We start from the raw sequence: 14,865 nt of genomic DNA, 5'->3' as shown, positions 1-14,865 counted from the left end.
AGGGCCACGCCGATCGCGTCCCGGGCCGGGCGACCCGCCCGTGCCAGGCCGCGATCACGCCGCCGGCGAACCTGGTGCCCGCTCCGGGCGCCGTCACACCTGCCGCGAGGGCCGGATCACCTGTCCTGTGGGAGAAGAGGCGGGCTCAGGCGGGTTCGCGCTCGCGCATGCGCTGGCTGATCACCTGCGTCACGCCGTCGCCGCGCATCGACACGCCGTACAGGGCGTCGGCGATCTCCATCGTCCGCTTGTTGTGCGTGATGACGATGAGCTGCGAGCTCTGCCGCAACTCCTCGAAGAGCGTGAGCAGCCGCTGCGTGTTGGTGTCGTCGAGCGCCGCCTCGACCTCGTCCATGACGTAGAAGGGCGACGGCCGCGCCTTGAAGATCGAGACCAGGAACGCCACCGCCGTCAGCGACCGCTCGCCGCCCGACAGCAGCGACAGCCGCTTGACCTTCTTGCCCGGCGGCCGGGCCTCCACCTCGATGCCGGTGGTCAGCATGTCCTCGGGGTCGGTGAGCACCAGCCGGCCGTCGCCGCCCGGGAAGACCCTGCCGAAGATCTGCTCGAACTCGCGCGCCACGTCCTCGTAGGCGGAGGCGAACATCTGCTCCACCCGGTCGTCGACCTCCTTGACCACGGTCATCAGGTCGCGCCGCGTCTTCTTGAGATCCTCCAGCTGGGAGTTGAGGAACGCGTGCCGCTCCTCGAGCGCCGCGAACTCCTCCAGCGCCAGCGGATTGACCTTGCCGAGCTGCTGCATCTGCCGCTCGGCCGCGCGGGCCCGCTTCTCCTGCTCCTCCCGCACGTACGGCACGGGCGGCTCGCCCGGCACCGGGGCGTCGGGGTCGTACTCGGAGATCAGCGTCTCGGTCTCGACGCCGAACTCGTCCATCGCCCGCTGCTCCATCTGCTCCAGGCGCAGCCGCTGCTCGGTGCGGGCCATCTCGCTGCCGTGGACGCTGTTGACCAGCTTGTCCAGCTCCTGGGTGAGCTCGCGCACCCGCAGGCGGACCTGCTTGAGCTCGGCGTCGACGGCGACGCGGGCCAGGTCGGCCTCGTCGCGCTCGCGCGCCGCCAGCTCGACGGAGGCGGCCAGGGCGGCCAGCACCTGCCGGGCGCCCTTGCTCACGGCCTCCGCCACGCTCGCCTGACGGCGGCGGCGGGCGCGCTGGGCGGCCGCCTGGGCCCGCTCCTGGCGCTCCCGCTGCGCGGCCCTCAGCAGGCCGTCCGCGCGCCCCTCGATGCCCTTGACCCGCTCCTCGGCCGTGCGCACCTGGAGGCCGGCCTCCATCTCCCGCTGGCGGGCCGCCTGGCAGGCCGCCGCCAGCTCGTCGCGGGCCTCGGTGGTGGGCTCGGTCTCCAGCTCCTGGGAGTACTCGGCCTCGGCGAGCCGCATCTCGAGCTCGGCCAGCTCCTCCAGGCCCTCGGCACGGGCCTCCTCGGCGGTCGTGACACCGCGCGCCAGGCGCTCGGCCTCGTCGTGCGCGGCCTTGGCGGCGGCTTCGAGCTGCGCCAGCCGGCGGGCGGCGTCGGCGTTGCGCCGGTCGGCCTCCCGCTGGCGGGCGCTGACCTGGTCCAGCGCGCCCTGCGCGGCGCTGACGCCGGCCTGGGCGGTGTCGGCGGCGGTCTGCGCCTCGGCGACGCGCGCCTGGGCGGCCTCCACGGCCGCCTGCGCCTCCTGCTCGGCGGCCAGCGCGTCGTCCAGGCCGGTCGCGGTCCGCTCCGCGCGGGCCTCGGCCTCCTCCAGGTCGGCCAGGGCGTCATCGAGCGCGGCCCGTACCTGGAGGACCGAGGTGCCGCCCTCGGAGCCGCCGCTGGCCAGGTGGGCGGCGACGAGGTCGCCGCCCCGGGTGACGGCGCGCAGCCCGGGGTGCCCCTCGACGAGACGGCGCGCGGCGGCGAGGTCGTTCACGACGACGACGCCGTCGAGCACCCGGGCGACGGAGCCCCTCAGCGGGCCGGGCACGCCGACCAGGTCGGCCGCCCACTCCCCGCCCTCGGGCGCCGCGCCCCGCTCCTCGGCCTCTCCGGCCCCCGCCACGAGCAGGGTGGCCTGGCCGGCCTCCTTGCCGCGCAGCAGCTCCAGCGCCTCGACCGCCGCGCCCACCGACTCGACCGCGATGGCCTCGGCCACCGGCCCGAGCACGGCGGCGACGGCCGTCTCGGCGCCCGGCGCGACCTGGAGCGAGGCCGCCAGCGGGCCCAGCACCCCCGACATGCCCGTCTCCACCAGCGCCGCGCCGCCGTCGGCGCCTCGGGCCAGGCCCAGCTCCAGCGCCTCGGCGCGGGCCCGCAGCGCGGCCACGGCCCGCTGGGCCTCCTGGTCGGCGGCGCGGGCCGTGCCGACCCTCGATCGCGCGGCCTGGAGCGCGTCGCGCGGCCCGCCGAGCTCGGCCCTGGCCTGCCCGACGGCCGCGCGGGCCTCCTCCGCCGCGGCCCGCGCCTCCTCGACCAGCGCCTGCGCGGTCGCCAGCTCCTCGGCCAGCGCCGGGTCGGCGGCGGGCTCCTCGCTCCGCCGCTCCTCCAGGTCGTCGAGGGCGCGCCGCTCGCGCTCGGCCGCGTCGGCGACCGCCTTGGTCAGACGGCCGATCTCGTCCTCGGCGGCGCGTGACCTGCTGCGCGCGGAGTCGACCCGGCCGCGCAGCCGCGCCAGGCCCTCGCGCCGGTCGGCGGCGGCGCGGGCGGCCATCGCCAGCCGCCGCTCCTCGGCGGCCAGCTCGGACTCGGTCTCGGCGCGCCGCTCGGCCGCGGTGTCGAGCAGCTCCTGCGCCTCCTCCAGCTCGGCCCGCAGCACCAGCTCGCTCTCGCGCGCCTCGGCCGCCTCGCGTTCGAGGTCCTCGGGGTCACGGCCGCGGCGCTCGATGGCGGCGGCGTCGAGGGCGTGCCGGTGGCGCTCGGCGGCGAGCTGCTCCAGCCCGGTGATGCGCTCGCGCAGCGACGACAGCCGGAACCAGGTCTGCTGCGCGGCGGTCAGCCGTGGCTGGGCCTCGGCCTCGGCCGTCTCCAGCGCCGCCTCCCGCCGCTGTCCCTCGGCCAGCTCGGCCTCCACCTGGGCGCGCCGGGCGAGGACCGCCGCCTCGTCGGCCGCCTCCCGCTCCAGCGTGACCCGCAGGACGCACACGTCGTCGGCCAGCAGCCGCAGCCGCGCGTCGCGCCAGTCGGCCTGGATGACCGCGGCCTTGCGGGCGATCTCGGCCTGGCGGCCCAGCGGCTTGAGCTGGCGGCGCAGCTCGGTGGCGAGGTCCTGGACGCGCGTCAGGTTGGCCTGCATCGCGTCGAGCTTGCGCAGCGCCTTCTCCTTGCGCTTGCGGTGCTTCAGGACGCCCGCGGCCTCCTCGATGAACGCCCGGCGGTCCTCCGGCCCCGCGTGCAGCACGGCGTCGAGCTGGCCCTGCCCGACGATGACGTGCATCTCCCGGCCGATGCCGGAGTCGGACAGCAGCTCCTGGATGTCGAGCAGGCGGCAGGTGTCGCCGTTGATGGCGTACTCGCTCTGGCCGGACCTGAACATCAGCCGGCTGATCGTGACCTCGGTGTAGTCGATGGGCAGCGCGCCGTCGGTGTTGTCGATGGTCAGCGTGACCTCGGCCCGGCCCAGCGGCGGCCGTGACGAGGTGCCGGCGAAGATGACGTCCTCCATCTTGCCGCCGCGCAGCGACTTGGCGCTGTGCTCGCCCATGACCCAGGCCAGGGCGTCGACGACGTTGGACTTGCCGGAGCCGTTGGGACCGACCACGCAGGTGATGCCCGGCTCGAACCGCAGGGCGGTCGCCGAGGCGAAGGACTTGAAGCCGCGCAGGGTCAGGGTCTTCAAATGCAAGAACAGGCCCCCTTCTCCCTGAACGGACTTCGGGAAAGCCTACTGGTCCGAGCGCCTCGTCGCTGGCCACAACGGTGGCGTCGGCGGCCGGACGCGGAAAGGGGGCGCAAAGACATTCCGAACGAGGGCAAATAACAAGGGACGCCTCGCCGAGACGTCCCTCAATCTTGCGTTCCGATCACTCTCAGGTGAGTGCCGGCTCGCGCTCCTGCATGCGGCTGAGCGCCTCATCGCGGGTTTGCGCCGCAAGAGCGTCATTCTGAGCCTGAAGCCGGATGAGTTCTGCCTCCAGGTCACGGATCCGCTGCTGCAAGCGCCGCATCTCCGAGACCATCCGAGGGTCAGGACCACCGACGTGGCCGAGTAGAGCCTTCGCCATGGTAAAGGGTCCTCCACGCTGAGTGACCAGACTGGTTCGCGCACTTCTTATTCCGCGGGAGGGGTGCGCGTGGTACTTAACAAGAGTCGCACCGGCAGTGTGGGCGGTCAAGTCGAACGAACCGCCACACCCCTCGTGGGGCACTCCCGACATATAACTATACCCCATTTGGCCCGTTTCGCGAAAGCGGCTACCGCTCCCGGAAACCACCCAAACCACCTCGGACTTCGCTCCACCTCTCCACTACTCCATCGACCCTGCCCGGCGTGTCGCAACCCCTGAGCAGCTCCAGCAGCTTGACGCACGCCTCACGCGGCCCCTCGGCGACCACCTCCACCCGGCCGTCGTCCGTGTTGCGCGCCCAGCCCTCCAGGCCCAGCTCCAGCGCCCGCGCCCGGGTCCACCAGCGGAACCCCACGCCCTGCACGCGCCCCCTGACCCAGGCGGTCAGCCGTACGTCCTCCATGCCCCACCCCTTCCGGTCATCCCCGGCCACCCGTTCCGGCCATCCCGGCCGCCGCTTTTCCGGGCATGCCTCCGGGCCTCCGCGGCCGTTTCACGCCACCCTGCGGGCCGCCTCGAGGCCCGCCACGCCCGCGGCCGTCTCACCGAACGCGCGCACCGCGGCCGTCGCGCCGGCTCTCGGCCACACCAGCCCGAGCACCGACGCGGGCAGGCCCGTCACCGGCACGAACACCACGTCACCACGCTCGTGGTAGGCCGCCGTCGGCGTGCAGAACAGCATCCCGCCGCGACCCAGCGCCACCAGCGTGATGCCCTCCTGGCTGGTGGCGACCGTACCTCCTCGGGGGATGGGCCGGCCCGCCGGGGTGCCCGCCGGCGCGAGCAGCTCGCGCCAGGCGCGCGGCGCCGGTCCCCCCGGCTCGATCAGCGGCAGGTCCGCCAGCTCCTCCGCGTCGACGGCGTCCCGGCCGGCGAGCGGATGGCCGGCGGGCAGGCCGAGGCGGACGGGCACCCGGTTGAGACCCGGGCCCGTCTCCAGGTCCGGCTCGTCCACCGGCAGCAGCGTGAACGTCACGTCCACCAGACCCGCCCGCAGCTTGCCGAACGGGTCGGACAGCGGCACCTCCACCAGCCGCACCTCGCACGACGGGTACAGCGCCTCGAAGGCCCGCACGGCCTCGGTCACCAGCTCCGTCGGCGTGCCGAGGAAGCCGACGCGCAGCACGCCCGTCACCTGGCGGGCCGCCGCCCGGGCCCGCTCCACCGCGTCGCGCAGCCCGTCGTACGCCGGGCGCAGGTCCGTCAGGAAGCGCTCGCCGAGCGGCGTCAGCCGCACCCGCCTGCTGGTCCGGTCGAACAGCCGGGCCCCGATCCGCGTCTCCAGCGACCGCACGAGCTGGCTCACCCGCCCCGGCGACAGGTACAGCCGGTCGGCGGCCCGCGCGAAGTGAAGCTCCTCGCTGAGGACGACGAAGCACTCCAGCTCCCTGAACTCCATGTCACCCCTTAGTCCAGCTAAACCAAGCCTGAGCGTCCCGTCATTGTTCCCCCGGCGCCACCACCGAAAGGTGGAGGCCATGACCATCACACCTGAGACCACGACCGTGTCGCACCGGCTCGCCGTGCCCACGGTCGCGGCGGGCACGTTCGCCATCGTCACCAGTGAGATGCTGCCCGTCGGCCTGCTGACCCCGATCGGCGCCGAGCTGGGCGTGTCCGACGGCACGGCGGGGCTCATGATGACCGCTCCGGGCCTGGTGGCGGCCGTGTCCGCGCCGTTGATGACGCTGGCCGCGCGGCGCCTGGACCGCCGGACGGTGCTGTGCGCGCTGATGGCCCTGCTCGCGGCCGCCAACCTGGTGGCCGCCCTGGCGCCGGCCTACCCGGTCATGCTGGCGGCGCGGGTCCTGACCGGGGTGAGCATCGGCGGGTTCTGGACGTACGCGATGGGACTGCCGGTACGTCTGGTGCCGGGGCCGCGGATCGGCCGGGCGGCGGCGACGATCGCCTCGGGGATCGCGGTGGCCTCCGTGCTGGGCGTGCCCGCCGGGACGCTGGCCGCCTCCGCCGCCGGGTGGCGGGTGGCGTTCGGAGCCGTCGCCCTGCTCGCCGCCGTCCTGTGCGTGGTGCTGGCCAGGCTGCTGCCGCCGCTGCCCGCCGAGCGGGCCGCGCGCCCGTCCGACCTGTGGGCGGTGTGGCGGACCGGGCCGTCCAGGATCGTGCTGATCGTGACCGCTCTCGTGGTGACCGGCCACTTCGCGGCCTACACCTACGTCCGGCCGTTCCTGGAGCAGACCTCGCGAGACGGTGCGGGCGCGAGTGCCGCCGCCGTCGGCGCCGTCCTGCTCGGGTACGGCGTCGCGGGCGTGGCGGGCAACTTCGCCGCCGGCGCGCGGGCGGCCCGGCACCCCAGGGGCACGCTGGTGACGCTCGCCCTGCTCATCGGGGGCGCCACCGCGCTCCTCGCCGCCGTGCCGGGCTCGATCGGCCCGATGGCGGCCCTGCTCCTGCTGTGGGGCGTCGCCTACGGGGGCGTGTCGGTGACGGTGCAGATCTGGATCGTCAGGGCCGGCGGCGGGGAGGCGGGCACGGCCATGCTGACCGCCGTCTTCAACGCGGCCATCTCGCTCGGCGCGCTCACCGGCGGCCGGGTGGTGGACGGGATGTCGGTCTCCGCCGTCATGTGGCTCGGCGCGGGGCTGTCACTGGCCGCCGCGGCCGCCGCTGGCACGTGGGGCAGGAGAAGGACGAGCGGTTCATGAACGCGTCACGGACGATGGGGCTGCCGCAGCGGGAGCAGGGCCGGTCACGCCGGCCGTACGCCTCCAGGGAGCGTTCGAAGTAGCCGCTCTCGCCGTTGACGTTGACGTACAGGCTGTCGAACGACGTGCCGCCCTGGCGCAGCGCGGCCGTCATCACCTCGCGGACCGCGGCGAGCAGCTCGGCGATCTTCGGCCGGGTGAGCGTCCGGGTGGGGTGCGCCCAGTGCAGCCGGGCCAGCCACAGGGCCTCGTCGGCGTAGATGTTGCCGACGCCGCTGATCAGCGTCTGGTCGAGCAGGGCCCGCTTGATCTCGGTGTCCTTGCGGCGCAGGGCGGCGGCGAACCGGTCGTCGTCGAACGCCTCCTCGAACGGGTCCGGCGCGATGTGCGAGATCGGCGCGGGCACGCCGCCCTCCAGCGGGGTCAGCATGACGTGGCCGAACGTGCGCTGGTCGACGAAGCGCAGCTCGGGGCCGCCGTCCTGGAAGGCGAGCCGTACGCGCAGGTGCTTCTCCGGCGGCGAGTCCGGCTCCACGACGAGGAGCTGGCCGCTCATGCCCAGATGGGCCAGCAGAGCCTCCTCTGCGCCCGACAGCGGGAGCCACAGGTACTTGCCGCGCCGCTCGGCGGAGAGCACGACACGGCCCTTCAGCCGCGCGGCGAACTCCTCGGCGCCCGGCACGTGCCGGCGCACCGCCCGCGGGTGCAGCACCTCGGCCCAGGCGATCTCCCGCCCGGCCACCCACTGCGCGAGGCCGCGCCGGACGACCTCGACCTCCGGCAGCTCAGGCAACCTAGCCCGCCGGCTGGCTCTCGCGCTGCTCGCGGCGGGCCCGGATGCGGGTCCACGCCGCCTCGGCCGCCTGCTGCTCGGCCTCCTTCTTGCTGCGGCCGTTGCCCGCCCCGTAGGACTCGCCGCCGACGCGCACCTCCGCCGTGAAGGACTTGGCGTGGTCGGGGCCGCTCTCCTCGACGTGGTACTCGGGGACGCCGAGCGCCTCGGAGGCGGTGAGCTCCTGCAGGGAGGTCTTCCAGTCGAGCCCGGCGCCGAGCGAGGCCGAGCGCACGATCAGCGGGTCGAACAGCACGTGGACCACCCGGAACGCCTCGTCGAGCCCCTTGTCCACGTAGACGGCGCCGATCAGCGCCTCCAGGGTGTCGGCCAGGATCGAGGACTTGTCGCGCCCTCCGGTGCCCTCCTCGCCCCTGCCGAGCCGCAGGAACCGGCCGAGACCGAGCCCACGGGCCACGTCGGCGAGGGCGCGCATGTTGACCACCGCGGCCCGCAGCTTGGCGAGCTGCCCCTCGGGCAGGTCGGGGTGGTTGCGGTAGAGGGTGTCGGTGACCACCAGGCCCAGCACCGAGTCGCCGAGGAACTCCAGGCGCTCGTTGGTGGGCAGACCGCCGTTCTCGTACGCGTAGGAGCGGTGCGTCAACGCCCGCTCCAGGATGTCGGAGTCGATGCTGATCGACAGCACTCGCTCCAGCTCTGCTCTGGCGACCTCGACGGCCACCGGCTTGGGACCTGCGCCCACGGGTTTTCCTCCTCGGACACCTTCACATGCCGCGTCGGCCGCGGAGGATGCCCGAAAACGTGGTGGGCGTCGGGGGGTACAGAGCCCCGGCGTCCACCACGACCGCGGGCGAGCCGCCGCCGTGCGCAACTGAGACGTTCACGCCGACCGGGGCACAATGGCACCCGGTCGGCATCACGTCAACTGCGAGATCAGGCGGACGGCTCGATGACCTGACGACGGTTGTAGGTGCCGCAGGTGGGGCACGCGATGTGCGGCTGCTTGGGCGAACGGCACTGCGGGCAGCTCACCAGGGCGACAGCAGTCGTCTTCCACTGGGAGCGACGGGCGCGGGTGTTGCTCCGCGACATCTTTCGCTTCGGGACGGCCACGTCACTTCTCCTGATCGTTATCGTTCTCGGAAACCAGACCTTGCAACGACGCCCACCGAGCGTCGATCTTCTCGTGCCGGTGATCGTCGCCGGCCTCGGCCAGCTTGATCCCGCACTCCGTGCAGAGTCCCGGGCAGTCGTCGCGGCAGACCGGGCTCAACGGCAGTGCGAGCACCACCGCGTCACGGAACGTCGGCTCGAGGTCGAGCAGCTCCCCGTCCATCAGCGAGTCGTCCTCCGAGGCGTCCTCGTCGGAGTAGAAGAACAGCTCCTGCAGATCGACTTCGAGGTCCGAGGACAACGGGTCGAGACACCGCGCGCACTCCCCGCCCAGCGGGGCCTGCGCCGTGCCGGACACGAGCACGCCTTCCATCACTGCTTCAAGCCGGAGGTCCAGCTCGACTTCGGCGTCCTTGGGAACGCCGATCATGTCGACGCCGAGATTCGCCGGAGCCGGGAGGGACAGAGTCATCTGCCTCATCGTCCCCGGCCGCTTTCCCAGGTCGTGAGTGGAGATCACCCAAGGCGAGCGGGGGTCGAGGTGCTGAGTCATCCTGCTCTCGCTAGGCATGGCGGAACTGTCGCCGTCGTACAAGGCCGAAATGAAAGGATACCAGGTGGCGGTCAGCCCCTGAGCCGCTCGACGAGCAGCTTGTGCACCAGGTCGGGGACCAGGCCGGACACGTCCCCACCGTACCGCGCGATCTCCTTCACCCGGCTGGAAGACAGGAACGAGTACTCGGGATTGGTCGGCATGAACAGCGTCTCGACCCCGGACAGCCGGTAGTTGAGCTGGGCCATCTGGAGCTCGTAGTCGAAGTCGCTGACCACGCGGATGCCCTTGACGATGGCCGGGATGTCGTTCTGCTTGCAGAAGTCGACGAGGAGCCCGTGGAACTTGCGAACCGTGACGTTCGGGAACTCCTTGGTCACGGTCTGGAGGACCTCGATCCGCTCGTCGACCGTGAAGAGGCTGCTCTTCTCCACATTGATGAGCACGGCCACGGTGACCTCGTCGTACAGCCTGGCGGACCGGGCGATGATGTCGAGGTGACCGTTGGTGATGGGGTCGAAGGACCCCGGGCAGACAACGCGGCGCAAGACGCCTCCCTGGTCAGCGGGCAGGTCTACGGATTACCGGCGGCGCGACCGTACCAAACGGACGCTTCGCCATAACGGCGAACCCTCTCCTCAACGTAACCTTCCGGCCATACCAGGGCTTTTCCCCGGCTCTCCCTCTCGAACGCCACCACCGCGTCCTCCGCCAGCCACCCGTGGTCGCGCAGCAGCTCCAGCACCCGCGTGACCTCCTCGTCCGACACCGCGTACGGCGGATCGGCGAACATGATGTCGTACGGCTCGACCGGCCCGACCGGGTCGGTGTGAGTTTCCCCACCCCGGCCCTGCCCCGCGACGTCCCCGCCCGGCCGGCTCAGGAACCGCTCGACCTTGTCCGCCACCACCCGCGCCCCTGGCAGCCCCAGCTCCCGGACGTTCGTCCTGATGGCCCGGACGGCCCTGGGATCGGACTCGACGAGCAGCGCGTGCTCCGCGCCCCGCGACAGCGCCTCCAGCCCGACGGCCCCCGACCCGGCGTACAGGTCCATCACCCGGGACCCCCTCACCCCGCCCAGGGAGTCGAGCGTCAAGAGGATGCCTTCCCTGGCCCTGTCGCTGGTCGGTCTCGTGCCGCGCCCCGGCGGGACCGCCAGGCGTCGCCCGCCCGCGCTGCCCGCGATGATCCGAGTCATGTGAGCCATTCTCGCGCACGTCGGCGCAGGTCAAGAGTGGACAAGTGTCGGCCTCGAAGACGCAAGGGTGATTCCCATCGCCCCACCGGCCACGCATGATGGGTCTGCGGCCTTCGAGGTGACCCATCAGAAGGCCGACCGGCGTGGTCGTGAGCCCTTCCGCACGCCGGTTCCCTCGGCACCTGACCCGAGGGGTGGGCCCAGCCGGGGACGGCATTCGGGGGGAGGCCGTCCCCATGGCTGGGCCCAGCACCTGTTTCCGCCGCTCCCCCGCGGCGCCCCGGTTGCCCAGGTGGTTACGTCTTCTCCAGGTATTCGGCGCGTTCGTCGGCCAGCAGCCGGTCGATCTCCGCGCGCAGCGCCTCGTGCGCCGACAGCTCGGGATCGACCGCCAGCAGCCGCGCCGCCTCGTCCCGGGCCGCCTCGATCACGTCCTCGTCGCGCAGGAGCTGGAGCAGCTTGAGCGACGACCGCTTGCCCGACTGGGCCGCGCCCAGCACGTCGCCCTCACGCCGCTGCTCCAGGTCCACCCGCGACAGCTCGAACCCGTCGAGCGTGGCGGCCACCGCGTCGAGCCGCGCCCGCGCGGGCGTGCCCTCCGGGAAGTCGGACACCAGCAGGCACAGCCCCGGCAGCCCGCCCCGGCCGACGCGGCCGCGGAGCTGGTGGAGCTGCGAGACCCCGAACCGGTCGGCGTCCATGATGATCATGACTGAGGAGTTGGGCACGTCGACGCCGACCTCGATCACCGTCGTCGCCACCAGCACGTCCAGCTCGCCCCGGCTGAACGCCCGCATGATCGCGTCCTTCTCCTCCGGCGGCAGCTTGCCGTGCAGGACGCCTAGCCGCAGGTCGTGGAACGGCCCCTCGGACAGCAGCTGGGCGACGTCCAGGACGGCCAGCGGCGGCCGGCGCTCCTCCCCCGACGCTTCCGCGCCGGACTCGCCCGGCCGAGCCTCCAGGTCGCCCTCGTCGCCCTCCAGGTCGCCGATGCGCGGGCAGACGATGTAGGCCTGCCGGCCCAGGGCGACCTCCTCGCGCACCCGCTCCCACGTGCGCTCCAGGAAGTGGGGCTTCTCGGCGGCCGGCACCACGTGGGTGGTGATGGGCGCGCGCCCGGACGGGAGCTGCGACAGCGTGGAGACCTCCAGGTCACCGAAGACGGTCATGGCGACCGTGCGCGGGATCGGGGTCGCGGTCATGACGAGCACGTGCGGGCGCCCGCCGCCGGCCTTCTCGCGCAGCGCGTCGCGCTGCTCCACACCGAAGCGGTGCTGCTCGTCGACCACCACCAGACCGAGGTCGGCGAACTGGACGTGCTCCTGCAACAGGGCGTGCGTGCCCACGACGACGCCGGCCGTGCCCGAGGCCGCGTCGAGCAGCGCGGCTCGGCGGGCGGCGGCGCCCATGGAGCCCGTGAGGAGGGTGACGGCCGTGCCGCCGAACATGCCGCCCTGCGCGAGGTCGCCCAGCATGGCGGTGATCGAGCGGTGATGCTGCTGGGCGAGCACCTCGGTGGGCGCCAGCAGCGCGGCCTGGCCGCCCGCGTCGACCACCTGGAGCATCGCCCGCAGGGCGACCACGGTCTTGCCCGCGCCGACCTCGCCCTGCAGGAGCCGGTGCATCGGGTGCTCGCGGGCCAGGTCGGCGGCGATCTCCTCGCCGACCTGGGACTGGCCCTCGGTCAGCTCGAACGGCAGCCGCGCGTCGAAGTCGGCCAGGATGCCGTCGCCGCGGCGCGGGCGGGCCTTGGCGGGCCAGGCGGTCGCCGCCTGCCGGCGCTGGAGCAGCACGGCCTGGAGCACGAACGCCTCGTCGAACTTGAGCCGGTCGCGGGCCCGCTGCACGTCGCCGAAGTCCTTCGGCCGGTGCACCGCCTCCAGCGCCTCGGCCAGGTCGCGCAGGCCGTGGCGGGCGCGCAGGGCGCCGGGCAGCGGGGCGGCCAGCGGCCCCAGCGTGTCGAGCACGACGCCCACGGCCCGCCTGATCACCCACGGCGTCAGGTCCTTGCCGGCCGGGTAGATCGGCACCGGCGCGGCCGAGAACTCCTCGGCGCCGGCCTCGTTCTCCTCGAACAGCTCGAACTCGGGGTGCGAGAGCTGCCAGCGCGGGTGTGTCCGGGAGCCGAAGAGGCCGACCTTGCCGGCGAACATGCCGCGCCGTCCCGGCTTGAGCCGCGATTCGGCCACGTGGGAGCCCTTGCCGAAGAACGACAGGTAGATCTTGTTGCGGGCGGCGTCGACGACCTCGACCTCCAGCCAGGTGCCGCCGCGGTTGCGCATGGGCTTGCGCATGAGCCGGCTCACCTCGCCGACCACGGTGACGTGCTCGTCGACCTCCAGCGCGTCGAGCGCGGTCAGCTCGCCGCGCTCGGCGTAGCGGCGGGGGTAGTGGCGCAGCAGGTCGCCGACCGTCTCCAGGCCGAGCACGCTGTGCAGCAGCTTGGCGGTCTTCGGGTCGAGCGCCTTGGTCAGCGGCTCGTCGAAACGGCTCACGGCACTATGTTCTACCGCCTGCGACCGACAGGAACGCATGTCGCGCCCCCCGAATCGCCGCGCCGCCCCGCCCGCTCACCGGCGCCACCGCTCACTCCACGCCGATGAGGAGCGGGTAGCCGCCCTGCTCCCCCGCGTACACCACCAGGTCCACGTCCGGCCGGGTGGCCCGCAGGTGCTCCCCCACCGCGCCCGCGAGGTCCTCGGGCGCGTCCGCGCCCGTGACCAGCGTGACCATCTCGCCGCCGCCCGCGACCATCCGGTCCACGACGGCGACGGCCACCTCTCCCAGCTCACGGCCGATCACCGCCACGTCGTCGTCGATCAGCCCGAGCACGTCACCGGGCCGGCACACGCCCGCGCTGGTGACCGCCTCCCTGCGGGCCGTCACCAGGTGACCGTGACGCGTGTGCCCCGCGGCGCCGGTCATCGCCACCACGTCGTCGTCGAAGCGGCGCAGCGGGTCGTGGACGGCCAGCGCCGCCAGCCCCTGCACCGTCGCCCGGGTCGGCAGCACGCTGACCACGACGCCGTCCTCCCGGGCGATCTCCGCCGCCGCGGCGGCGACCGCCTGGGCGCCCTCGTCGTTCGGCAGCACGGCGACCTCGCCGCCCGCCTGCCTGATCGCGGCCAGCATGACCGGCAGCGACGGCCGCGTGCCCGGCTCCCGCCGCACGACCACCGCGCCGCACTCCTCGAACAGCGCCGCGATGCCGTCGCCGGCGGCGACGGCCACCACGCCCCTGCCCGCGTCGCCGCGGTGGGTCCGCTCGGCGAGGTACGTGATCCTGATCCGGTACGGCCGCCCCACCCGCAGCGCCGCCTCCACCGCGGGTCCGGCCTCGTCCACGTGGACGTGGACGTTCCACAGCCCGTCGCCGCCCACGACCACCAGCGAGTCGCCCATCGCGTCGAGCTCCTCGCGCAGCCTGGCCACCGCGGCGTCGTCGGCGTCCAGCAGGTACATCACCTCGTAGCCCGCGCCCACCTCGGTCATCGGCGACACGCGCGCCGTCGGCGCGGGCACCTCGTACCGCTCGCCGTACCGATCGCCGGAGGAGCCCGTCACCACGGCCGCCAGCGACTCCAGGATGATCGCCAGCCCGGCGCCGCCCGCGTCCACGACGCCGCTGCGCGCCAGCACGTCGAGCTGCCCGGGGGTGCGGCGGAGCGCGGCGCGGGCCTCCCGCGCGGCCCGCCGCGCGATCTCGGCCAGGTCGCCGTCGGCCTCGCGCACGGCTCCCGCCACCGCGCCCAGCACGCTCAGGACCGTGCCCTCGACGGGCCGGGCGACCGCCTCCCTGGCCAGCGACGACGCCCTGACCAGGCCGGCCCTCAGGTCGGAGCCGTCCTTCAGCTCCTCGGCCAGCCCGCGCAGGGCCTGACTGACGATGACGCCGGAGTTGCCGCGCGCGCCCACCAGGGCGCCGTACGCGAGCGTCTGCCATACCACCGCGCGGTCCACGTCGTCGGGCAGCGCCTCGACGGCCTCGGCGGCGGCCAGCATGGTCAGGTGGAGGTTCGTGCCGGTGTCGCCGTCGGCGACGGGGAACACGTTGAGCGCGTCGATCTCCGCCCGTGACCTGCCCAGCGCGTCCGCGGCCAGGCGGGCCCAGCGGCGTACCCGGGGCGGGTCGAGAACCTCCATGCGGTGCTACGACCTCCCGAGTGCGCTACCGTTGAACGAGGAGGATATCGCCGCATCTGTCCCAGTCCAGTGCTCCAGTTCGCACCTGGTGGCGTGGATCGGATATCCTCGTCTGGCTGGCCGGTTGTCCCGGCATG

At 73.5% G+C, this 14,865-nt stretch carries 13 protein-coding genes; 1 reads left to right on the top strand and 12 read right to left on the bottom strand.

The window, feature by feature from the left end; all coding sequences use genetic code 11:
• Nucleotides 1-145: 145 nt before the first annotated feature.
• The 4 genes from smc to MTP10_RS10180 all read right to left on the bottom strand — a co-directional run bounded on the left by smc (nt 146) and on the right by MTP10_RS10180 (nt 5,664).
• Entirely contained in the window at nt 146-3,823 is a 3,678-nt protein-coding gene (gene smc, locus MTP10_RS10195) for a chromosome segregation protein SMC (protein ID WP_310708808.1), read from the bottom strand.
• Nucleotides 3,824-4,007: 184 nt separating this feature from the next.
• Nucleotides 4,008-4,202 carry a hypothetical protein gene (locus MTP10_RS10190; protein ID WP_055505123.1) on the bottom strand — a complete coding sequence of 65 codons (195 nt, stop codon included), beginning with the start codon at nt 4,200-4,202 and terminating at the stop codon, nt 4,008-4,010.
• A gap of 190 nt (nt 4,203-4,392) precedes the next feature.
• Nucleotides 4,393-4,668, bottom strand: a complete 276-nt coding sequence (locus MTP10_RS10185) for an acylphosphatase (protein ID WP_310708807.1) — start codon at nt 4,666-4,668, stop codon at nt 4,393-4,395.
• 90 nt (nt 4,669-4,758) lie between these two features.
• Entirely contained in the window at nt 4,759-5,664 is a 906-nt protein-coding gene (locus MTP10_RS10180) for a LysR family transcriptional regulator (protein WP_310708806.1), read from the bottom strand.
• A gap of 79 nt (nt 5,665-5,743) precedes the next feature.
• Between MTP10_RS10180 and MTP10_RS10175 the strand changes: the two genes are divergently transcribed.
• Nucleotides 5,744-6,928 carry an MFS transporter gene (locus tag MTP10_RS10175; protein ID WP_310708805.1) on the top strand — a complete coding sequence of 395 codons (1,185 nt, stop codon included), beginning with the start codon at nt 5,744-5,746 and terminating at the stop codon, nt 6,926-6,928.
• Here MTP10_RS10175 and mutM read toward each other — a convergent pair.
• The 8 genes from mutM to MTP10_RS10135 form a co-directional block, all read right to left on the bottom strand.
• Nucleotides 6,846-7,721, bottom strand: coding sequence for a bifunctional DNA-formamidopyrimidine glycosylase/DNA-(apurinic or apyrimidinic site) lyase (gene mutM, locus MTP10_RS10170; RefSeq protein WP_310708804.1), 876 nt, complete (start codon nt 7,719-7,721; stop codon nt 6,846-6,848). The two genes, MTP10_RS10175 and mutM, sit on opposite strands and share 83 nt — an antisense overlap.
• 1 nt (nt 7,722) lies before the next feature.
• Nucleotides 7,723-8,442, bottom strand: coding sequence for a ribonuclease III (gene rnc, locus MTP10_RS10165; protein ID WP_310708883.1), 720 nt, complete (start codon nt 8,440-8,442; stop codon nt 7,723-7,725).
• Between the two features lie 212 nt (nt 8,443-8,654).
• Nucleotides 8,655-8,834 (bottom strand): 50S ribosomal protein L32, encoded by a 180-nt coding sequence (gene rpmF / locus MTP10_RS10160; RefSeq protein WP_033409409.1) that lies wholly within the window; start codon nt 8,832-8,834, stop codon nt 8,655-8,657.
• A gap of 1 nt (nt 8,835) precedes the next feature.
• On the bottom strand, nt 8,836-9,405 hold the full coding sequence (locus tag MTP10_RS10155) for a YceD family protein (RefSeq protein ID WP_397334441.1): 570 nt from the start codon (nt 9,403-9,405) through the stop codon (nt 8,836-8,838).
• A gap of 53 nt (nt 9,406-9,458) precedes the next feature.
• Nucleotides 9,459-9,935, bottom strand: a complete 477-nt coding sequence (coaD, locus tag MTP10_RS10150; RefSeq protein WP_310708802.1) for a pantetheine-phosphate adenylyltransferase — start codon at nt 9,933-9,935, stop codon at nt 9,459-9,461.
• A gap of 26 nt (nt 9,936-9,961) precedes the next feature.
• Entirely contained in the window at nt 9,962-10,585 is a 624-nt protein-coding gene (locus tag MTP10_RS10145; protein WP_310708801.1) for an RsmD family RNA methyltransferase, read from the bottom strand.
• A gap of 296 nt (nt 10,586-10,881) precedes the next feature.
• The gene (gene recG / locus MTP10_RS10140; RefSeq protein ID WP_310708800.1) at nt 10,882-13,080 is read right to left on the bottom strand and encodes an ATP-dependent DNA helicase RecG; all 2,199 of its coding nucleotides are present in this window, start codon (nt 13,078-13,080) and stop codon (nt 10,882-10,884) included.
• Between the two features lie 91 nt (nt 13,081-13,171).
• Complete coding sequence (locus MTP10_RS10135) at nt 13,172-14,728, bottom strand: DAK2 domain-containing protein (protein ID WP_310708799.1); 1,557 nt, start codon at nt 14,726-14,728, stop codon at nt 13,172-13,174.
• Nucleotides 14,729-14,865: the final 137 nt, after the last annotated feature.

The sequence above is a fragment of the Nonomuraea sp. 3-1Str genome (genome assembly GCF_031570565.1).
Taxonomy (GTDB): domain Bacteria; phylum Actinomycetota; class Actinomycetes; order Streptosporangiales; family Streptosporangiaceae; genus Nonomuraea.
This window is presented reverse-complemented; position numbering and strand designations above follow the sequence as displayed.

Excerpts from the sequence above, each read along its gene's own strand:
- MTP10_RS10135 (WP_310708799.1), bottom strand. The coding sequence starts at position 14,728 with ATGGAGGTTCTCGACCCGCCCCGGGTACGCCGCTGGGCCCGCCTGGCC.
- MTP10_RS10175 (WP_310708805.1), top strand. The coding sequence starts at position 5,744 with ATGACCATCACACCTGAGACCACGACCGTGTCGCACCGGCTCGCCGTG.
- MTP10_RS10145 (WP_310708801.1), bottom strand. The coding sequence starts at position 10,585 with ATGACTCGGATCATCGCGGGCAGCGCGGGCGGGCGACGCCTGGCGGTC.
- MTP10_RS10185 (WP_310708807.1), bottom strand. The coding sequence starts at position 4,668 with ATGGAGGACGTACGGCTGACCGCCTGGGTCAGGGGGCGCGTGCAGGGC.
- MTP10_RS10180 (WP_310708806.1), bottom strand. The coding sequence starts at position 5,664 with ATGGAGTTCAGGGAGCTGGAGTGCTTCGTCGTCCTCAGCGAGGAGCTT.
- MTP10_RS10155 (WP_397334441.1), bottom strand. The coding sequence starts at position 9,405 with ATGCCTAGCGAGAGCAGGATGACTCAGCACCTCGACCCCCGCTCGCCT.
- MTP10_RS10190 (WP_055505123.1), bottom strand. The coding sequence starts at position 4,202 with ATGGCGAAGGCTCTACTCGGCCACGTCGGTGGTCCTGACCCTCGGATG.